We start from the raw sequence: 6,279 nt of genomic DNA, 5'->3' as shown, positions 1-6,279 counted from the left end.
CCGGCCGCCCGCACCGACCTGGACCACGTCTGCGCCCACCGCGAGGGCGGAACCACCGACTGCGCCAACCTGTGCTGCCTGTGCCGCCGGCACCACCGGCTCAAGACCCACGCCCCGGGCTGGCGCTACCGGATGAGCCCCGACGGCACACTGCACGTCACCACCCCCTCCGGGGTCACCCGCACCACCAGACCACCGGGCCTCCGACTGCCCGAGGCTGCGCAGCTGGTGGGCGCCGGCGCGCCACCGGACGCCGACGACCCGCCGCCGTTCTGACCGGTTCGCCGTGAGCGGAGCCTGCGCTGTGCGGTGCCATCGAATGCCGACGCTCCACCACCGTTCTGACCCACACGCCGGTCCATCGTCGAGACCAGCGGGGCGGATGTGGCTGGTGTGGTGATCGACTGGTCCGCACTGAGGTCGAGTCGCAGCGACGTCCGCTCCTGCCGATAAGGGCAGTGTGACCCGTCATCACCTGGCAGAGGGCTCGCCGCGGAGCCCGCAGTGGTTCGACCCGGCGCACCAGGCCGACATCCTCGCCGCCTTCGACAGCCAGCTGGCTGCCGGGCTGCACGACCGCAGTCCGCACAGCCCGCGGCCGGAGCGGGTCCGCGAGCTCGGCCAGCTGGCCGCGGCCAGCGCGCTGCCGGCCCGTGCCGCACTGCTCCGCTGGGGTGCGCTGCCCGGCTCGGTCCGTGCACACCTGTTGACCACCTGGTACGGCACCCCGATCGCCCGGAGCACGGCCGCCTGAGTCGCTCCCGGCGGCCCGCCCGGCCGCCGGAGCACCGGCGCTCCCGCTCGGCTGTCGCCTGCTGGACCGGGGCCGCCGGAAGGCCCATCGGCCAGCCAGCCGGGGGTACGTGAGCCCGGCAGCGGGGAGGCGCGCAGGCATGCCGGGTGGCGTGCCCATCCCGGACGCGGGTCTATGGGCGGGGCACGTTGCGCAGGTTGGCGCGCGCCAGGTCGATCATCTTGCCGACGCCCCCGCCCAGCACCGTCTTCGACGCCGACGTCGCGAAGCCCCGGATCTGCTCACCGGTGATCGCCGGCGGGATCGACAGCGCGTTCGCGTCGGTCACGAACTCCATCAGCACCGGCCCCGGCCGGGAGAGCCCCTCGGCCAGCGTGTCCCGCACCGCGGCCGGGTCCTCGACCCGCATCGAGGGGATGCCCACCGCCGCGGCGATCGCGGCGAAGTCGGTCGGCTCGTGGTCGGTCTCGAAGTCCGGCATGCCGTCGACCAGCATCTCCAGCTTCACCATGCCCAGCGAGGCGTTGTTGAACAGCACGATCTTCACCGGCAGCCGGTGCAGCCGCACCGTGATCAGCTCGCCGAGCAGCATGGCCAACCCGCCGTCGCCGCTCATCGACACCACCTGCCGTCCGCGGTCGGCGAACTGCGCGCCCACGGCGTGCGGCAGTGCGTTCGCCATCGACCCGTGCCGGAACGACCCGATCACCCGCCGCCGTCCGTTCGGCGTCAGGTAGCGCGCCGCCCAGACGTTGCACATCCCGGTGTCGACGGTGAACACGGCGTCGTCCGCGGCGAGGTCGTCCAGCTGCGCGGCGACGTACTCGGGGTGGATCGGGCGCATCTCCTCCACCCGGTGCGTGTAGGCGTCCACCACCTTCTCCAGCGACTCGGCGTGCTCGCGCAGCATCGTGTCCAGGAAGCGGCGGTCGGTCTTGCGCTCCAGCAGCGGCAGCAGCGCCCGGATGGTCTCCCCGACGTCCCCGTGCACGGCCACCTCGATCGGGCTGCGCCGGCCCAGGTGCGCGGCGTCGGCGTCCACCTGCACCGTCCGCGCCTGCGGCAGGAAGTTCGGGTACGGGAAGTCGGTGCCCAGCAGCACCAGCAGGTCCGCCTCGTGCGTCGCCTTGTGCGCCGCCCCGTAGCCCAGCAGTCCGCTCATCCCCACGTCGTAGGGGTTGTCGTACTGGACGAACTCCTTGCCGCCCAGTGCGTGGCCCACCGGCGCCAGCACGTGCCCGGCCAGCTGCACCACCTCCGCGTGCGCGTCCCGGCAGCCGGCCCCGCAGAACCGCGTCACCGTCCCGGCGGCGTTGATCGCGTCGGCCAGCGCCTGCACCTGCTCCGCCGGTGGCCGCACGGGCGAGGGGTGCGACACCATCGCCGACTCCACAGTCGGACCACCGGACTCCTCGGCAGCCAGGTCCCCGGGCAGCACGACCACCGACACGCCCTGCTCGCCGATCGCCGTCTGGATCGCCACCCGCAGCGCGTGCGGCATCTGCTTCGGGGTCACCACCTCGCACCAGGACGAGCAGTCCTGGAAGGTCCGCTCCGGGTGGGTCTCCTGGAAGAACGCCATCCCGATCTCCTGGGACTGGATGTGCGAGGCGATCGCCAGCACCGGCGCACCACTGCGGTGCGCGTCGTAGAGGCCCTGCAGCAGGTGCGTGTTGCCCGGGCCGCACGAGCCCGCGCAGACCGCCAGCTTCCCGGTCACCTGCGCCTCGGCGGCTGCTGCGAACGCACCGCCCTCTTCGTTGGCGACGTGCACCCACTCCATCCCGTCGGTGTGCCGGACGGCGTCCACGATCGGGTTGAGGCTGTCGCCCACCACCCCGTAGATCCGTCCGACCCCGGCGGCCCGGAGCATCTGCACCAGCTGGACGGCGACGGTGGGGTGGGCCATGCGGAGCTCCTCGCGGTCGTGGTCGGTTGCTCGACCGACCCCTACCCGGCGACGGCGAGCTGAACATGGACGGTCAGTCCCAGGGCTCACCGCAGGCGGCGCAGCGCCCCTCCGCCGTCCGCTCGGTCAGTCGGCCGCAGGCCGGGCAGACCTGGTCCAGCCAGCACGCCGGGTCGCCACCCACCGGCTCGGGCGGCGGTCGGTCGGGGTCGTGGGTCACCGCGGTCAGTCCTCCTCCGGCGGCGCGAAGCGGGCCAGCGCCTCGACCGACGGGCAGGTGTAGTACGCCCCGGTCAGCGGGGTCAGGTAGCTGGTGAGCCCGTCCCGGACGCCGTCGGTCGCCCCGGCCATCCGGCGGAGCATCTCGTGCAGTCGCCAGCGGTCCCGGGCGAAGCCGACGAACGCCGTCCCGTGGTCGGTGACCCCGCCGTAGGCGACGTTGCGCCGGAAGATCTGCTTCTCCTCGCCGTCCACCTCGAGGGTGGTACGGGCGACGTGCGCGCTGGGCAGCATCACGTCGTCGGGCAGCTCCACGCTGTCGGGCTTGGTGCGGCCCATGTTCATCTCCTGGCCGTAGGTCCCCAGCGACTCCCAGGTCGCGCTGTCGTGCCGCCACACCTGGAACAGGACGACGCTCGCCCCGGCACCCGGCTCACCCGCCGGCACCGCCGCCACCTCGGCGGCACGCAGCAGCGACGGGTTCTCCGTGCCGTCGATGAAGCCGGTGAGGTCGCGGTCGTGCCGGTAGAGCCAGCCGGTGACCTCGCGGCCGACGGTCGCCACCCCGGCGAGGGCGGCGAGCACCTCGCGGGCGTTGTCGAACACCGCCGTCCGGTCCCCGCCGGCCACCCAGACCCAGGCGTCGTGCTGCGTGGCCGGCATCCGGTACCGGCCGGCCCCGACGATCGGCTCGTCGAACCCGCGCGCGTCCGCCGGCGAGTCCGCGGGGGCGACCTGGGCCCACAGCTCCGGGCGGAAGCCGACCACCAGGTTGACCCCGCCGGTGGAGGAGAGCGGACCGGTGAGCCCGGCCACCCCGCGGACGAGGTCCGCCGCGGTGCGGCCGGGCTCCAGGTCGAGCTCGAGGTAGCAGTGCTCAGGGGTGCCGAGGGCGAGGATGCCCGGTTGCGTGGTCACGCCCGTCAGCTTCCCCGACCCGGCACCCGCCGGGCATCAGTCGTTCGACGGCGGCTCGTCCTTGCCGGCCTCCTCGAGGGCGTCGGCCTCCTCCTTGGTCTTGTGCACCGCCTTGTCGGCGTGCTCCGGCGGGCCGTAGACGGTGTAGAGCACCAGCGGGTTGACCCCGTCGTTGACGAAGTTGTGCTTCTTGCCGGCCGGGACGACCACCAGGTCGCCCTGGGCGACCTTCTTCTCCTGGCCGCCCACCTTGGCCTTGGCGGTCCCGCTGACGAAGGTGAGGATCTGGTCGACCTCGTGCACCTCCTCGCCGATCTCCCCGCCCGGCGGGATCGTCATGATCACCAGCTGGGTGTGCTCGCCGGTCCACAGCACCCGACGGAAGTCGGCGCTCTGCTCGGCGACGGTGGCGATGGTGAAGTGCTCCATGGCTGCCGTTCCTCCTTGATCCACTCGTTGAGCTGCCGGCGCGTGCCGGCTCATGATCAGTCAAGGCCAGACCGGCCCGCGGCGCGATCCGAGACCCCTGGTCGCCGGGTGCCGGCGGGGGGCACACTGCGTCGGCGGGCTCACCGGGGCGCCCGGGTCAGCACCGTGGACGACGGAGGAGCACCCAGATGCGCAGCCAGCACGACGGCACCGACCCGCAGACCCTCGCGGCGGTCTCCGACACCCTCGACGTCGAGACCGACGACGACGCGGCCGGCTTCTCACCGGCCGACCGCCCCTGGGCCTCGGACGACTGGGGCACCACGGAGCGCGAGGAGGAGGCCGGGGAGAGCCTGTCCGGCCGGCTGGCCCGCGAGCTCCCCGACGGCACCCGCGACGAGGGTGACGGGCTGGGCGACGCCAGCGACACCGACGGCGAGCTGCTCGACGACGAGGTCGGCGACGACCGGGCCGGCCGGCTCGCCGACGGTGACGCCGGGGCCTCGGACGACGGGGGCCTGGGCGACCGCGAGGACGAGCTGTACGCCGAGGACGAGGGGGTCGACGGCGGCGCGGCATCGGCCGAGGAGGCCGCCGTCCACGTCGTCCGGGACTGACCCGCCCAGCGGAACCGCCCGTCCGGTCGCGCCGTTCCGCCGGGCAGTAGGACAGGCTGTGGGGGACCGACGGCGTCCCGGTGCGACCGGGACAGAGGAAGAGGAGACGGCGTTGACGGACCAGCCAGGCGGAACGGTGCACTCGGGAGACCTGGACGAGGCGGCGGCGGAGCTGACCGCCGCGGACGGCGACGTCTCCACCCGCGCGGTCGTCCAGGGCGGCGTGGTCGTCGGCCACGACGGCTCCGACTGCGCCCAGCAGGCGCTGACGTGGGCCGCGACGCTGGCCGAGCGCGCGTCGTGGCCGCTGCACGTCGTCCGTGCCTGGCGGATCGCCACCGCACCGCAGCCGGCCAGCTGGGAGCCCGGCTACGTGCCGCCGATGCGGGAGTACGAGCAGGCGGTGCAGGCCGACCTCGAGGCCGACGTCCGCAGCGTCCTCGGCGCGGAGCGGGCCGCGGCCGCCACCTGCCACGTGGTGCACGCCGCGCCGGTGCGCACCCTGATCGAGGCCGCCCAGGGCGCCGACGTCCTCGTCGTCGGGGCCCGCGGCCGCGGTGGCTTCGCCGGGCTGCTGCTCGGGTCGGTCAGCGACCAGGTCACCCACCACGCGCCCTGCCCGGTGACCGTGGTGCGCAGCGACCGCAAGCACTGAGCCGGTGCCGGACCAGCCCACCCCCGACTTCCTGCGGGCGCACACCCGGCTCGCCCGGCCGACGCTCGTGCCGGAGGTGCAGCTGCACGTCGCCGACGACGTCGTGGCGCTGTGGGAGGCGATGGAGACCGAGGGCGGGGGAGCGGGACAGGACCCGCCGTTCTGGGCCGCGGCCTGGCCCGGCGGGCAGGCGCTGGCCCGGCACGTCCTCGACCACCCCGAGCTGGTCGCCGGCCGGCAGGTCCTGGACCTCGGCGCCGGCAGCGGGCTGGTCGCGGTCGCCGCGCTCCAGGCCGGTGCCGCCGGTGTGCTGGCCAGCGACGTCGACCCCTACTCGCACGCCGCGGTCGCGTTGAACGCCGAGGTGAACGGGGTCGCCGGGATCGAGCTCGCCGGGGACGTGCTCGACGAGGAACCAGCCGTGGACGTCGTCCTGGCCGGGGACGTCTGCTACGACCGGGAGATGACCGCCCGGGTGCTGCCCTTCCTCGGCGCGGCCTGGCTGCGCGGCGCGACCGTGCTGCTCGGCGACCCGGGGCGGGCGTACGTGCCCAAGGAGGGCCTGCTGGCCCAGGCCGAGTACGACGTCCCGGACGCCGACGGCGGGCAGGTACGTCGGACGACGGTGTGGCGGCTGCCCTGAGCTGGGCAGCCCATCCGTCACACCAGCCCCAGGAGGCATGCCACACCTCGTCGTCCTGGGCAACGCGTGTCAGGTCACGACGAAATCCGGCGCCGAGCATTGTCACGGCCCGGTAACGGCCTCTACGTTGGCCAG

9 protein-coding genes are annotated in these 6,279 nt (G+C 74.1%); 5 read left to right on the top strand and 4 right to left on the bottom strand.

The features are described from left to right. On the top strand, window positions 1-276 hold a 276-nt coding region (locus HLA93_RS15115), incomplete at its 5' end, for an HNH endonuclease signature motif containing protein (protein WP_222195198.1). 184 nt (window positions 277-460) lie between these two features. After that, the gene (locus tag HLA93_RS15110) at window positions 461-754 is read left to right on the top strand and encodes a hypothetical protein (RefSeq protein ID WP_222195197.1); all 294 of its coding nucleotides are present in this window, start codon (window positions 461-463) and stop codon (window positions 752-754) included. A 172-nt stretch (window positions 755-926) separates the two neighbouring features. Here HLA93_RS15110 and HLA93_RS15105 read toward each other — a convergent pair whose 3' ends face one another. The 4 genes from HLA93_RS15105 to HLA93_RS15090 form a co-directional block, all read right to left on the bottom strand. Continuing rightward, window positions 927-2,663 (bottom strand): pyruvate dehydrogenase, encoded by a 1,737-nt coding sequence (locus tag HLA93_RS15105; protein WP_222195196.1) that lies wholly within the window; start codon window positions 2,661-2,663, stop codon window positions 927-929. Window positions 2,664-2,736: 73 nt separating this feature from the next. Next, window positions 2,737-2,883 carry a hypothetical protein gene (locus HLA93_RS15100; protein ID WP_222195195.1) on the bottom strand — a complete coding sequence of 49 codons (147 nt, stop codon included), beginning with the start codon at window positions 2,881-2,883 and terminating at the stop codon, window positions 2,737-2,739. A 5-nt stretch (window positions 2,884-2,888) separates the two neighbouring features. Continuing rightward, the gene (locus tag HLA93_RS15095; protein WP_222195194.1) at window positions 2,889-3,800 is read right to left on the bottom strand and encodes a Dyp-type peroxidase; all 912 of its coding nucleotides are present in this window, start codon (window positions 3,798-3,800) and stop codon (window positions 2,889-2,891) included. 36 nt (window positions 3,801-3,836) lie between these two features. Then, window positions 3,837-4,229, bottom strand: coding sequence for a cupin domain-containing protein (locus HLA93_RS15090; protein ID WP_222195193.1), 393 nt, complete (start codon window positions 4,227-4,229; stop codon window positions 3,837-3,839). A 188-nt stretch (window positions 4,230-4,417) separates the two neighbouring features. Between HLA93_RS15090 and HLA93_RS15085 the strand changes: the two genes are divergently transcribed. The 3 genes from HLA93_RS15085 to HLA93_RS15075 all read left to right on the top strand — a co-directional run bounded on the left by HLA93_RS15085 (window position 4,418) and on the right by HLA93_RS15075 (window position 6,144). Beyond that, window positions 4,418-4,846: a DUF5709 domain-containing protein gene (locus HLA93_RS15085; protein ID WP_222195192.1), complete on the top strand. Its 429-nt coding sequence runs from the start codon at window positions 4,418-4,420 to the stop codon at window positions 4,844-4,846. Window positions 4,847-4,958: 112 nt separating this feature from the next. Continuing rightward, a complete protein-coding gene (locus tag HLA93_RS15080) occupies window positions 4,959-5,501 on the top strand; it encodes a universal stress protein (RefSeq protein ID WP_222195191.1) in 543 nt (180 codons plus the stop codon). Between the two features lie 4 nt (window positions 5,502-5,505). Further along, window positions 5,506-6,144 carry a class I SAM-dependent methyltransferase gene (locus tag HLA93_RS15075; RefSeq protein ID WP_222195190.1) on the top strand — a complete coding sequence of 213 codons (639 nt, stop codon included), beginning with the start codon at window positions 5,506-5,508 and terminating at the stop codon, window positions 6,142-6,144. The last annotated feature ends 135 nt before the right edge of the window (window positions 6,145-6,279 follow it).

Source organism: Modestobacter italicus, assembly GCF_019799965.1.
Lineage (GTDB): Bacteria > Actinomycetota > Actinomycetes > Mycobacteriales > Geodermatophilaceae > Modestobacter > Modestobacter italicus_A.
The sequence above is the reverse complement of the archived record's forward strand: the minus strand, read 5'-3'. Positions and strand labels throughout refer to the sequence as shown.

Excerpts from the sequence above, each read along its gene's own strand:
- HLA93_RS15090 (WP_222195193.1), bottom strand. The coding sequence starts at position 4,229 with ATGGAGCACTTCACCATCGCCACCGTCGCCGAGCAGAGCGCCGACTTC.
- HLA93_RS15085 (WP_222195192.1), top strand. The coding sequence starts at position 4,418 with ATGCGCAGCCAGCACGACGGCACCGACCCGCAGACCCTCGCGGCGGTC.
- HLA93_RS15105 (WP_222195196.1), bottom strand. The coding sequence starts at position 2,663 with ATGGCCCACCCCACCGTCGCCGTCCAGCTGGTGCAGATGCTCCGGGCC.